Source organism: Paenibacillus sp. 32O-W, from assembly GCF_007679495.1.
Classification (GTDB): Bacteria; Bacillota; Bacilli; order Paenibacillales; family NBRC-103111; genus Paenibacillus_L; species Paenibacillus_L residui.
Genome location: NZ_VEGP01000205.1, coordinates 1 through 306 on the forward strand (window position 1 = coordinate 1; position 306 = coordinate 306).

Consider the following 306-nt stretch of genomic DNA (forward strand, 5'->3'; position numbering starts at 1 on the left):
AACGGATGATAAAGGAATTCCGAAAGCGCCTGCGGCCTATGAACAGTCTGACGAACATCGAAGCCGCAGAAAAGATTATCTACTTGGACGCGCTTGAATATAACGAAAGGTGGGGACATCGCGTCATTCGTGGTTTCGGTGATCCATTAGTGAAACAAAGGCTGCAAGATCTGTTTGAGGAACGTTATCCGGATGATGGCCCGGAAGTAGAATAAAAAACCGCTTCCCGCGCCTTCGCTTGGGCTACGTCCTCCACCGAGCTTAAACATAAAAAATATTTCTTATCCATCGTCCCGATGGATAACC

1 pseudogene is annotated in these 306 nt (G+C 47.4%); it reads left to right on the forward strand.

Features of this window, described 5'->3' with window-relative positions:
• Nucleotides 1-215: pseudogene (locus FS806_RS26005) on the forward strand (IS256 family transposase); the annotation flags it as partial.
• Nucleotides 216-306 lie beyond the last annotated feature (91 nt).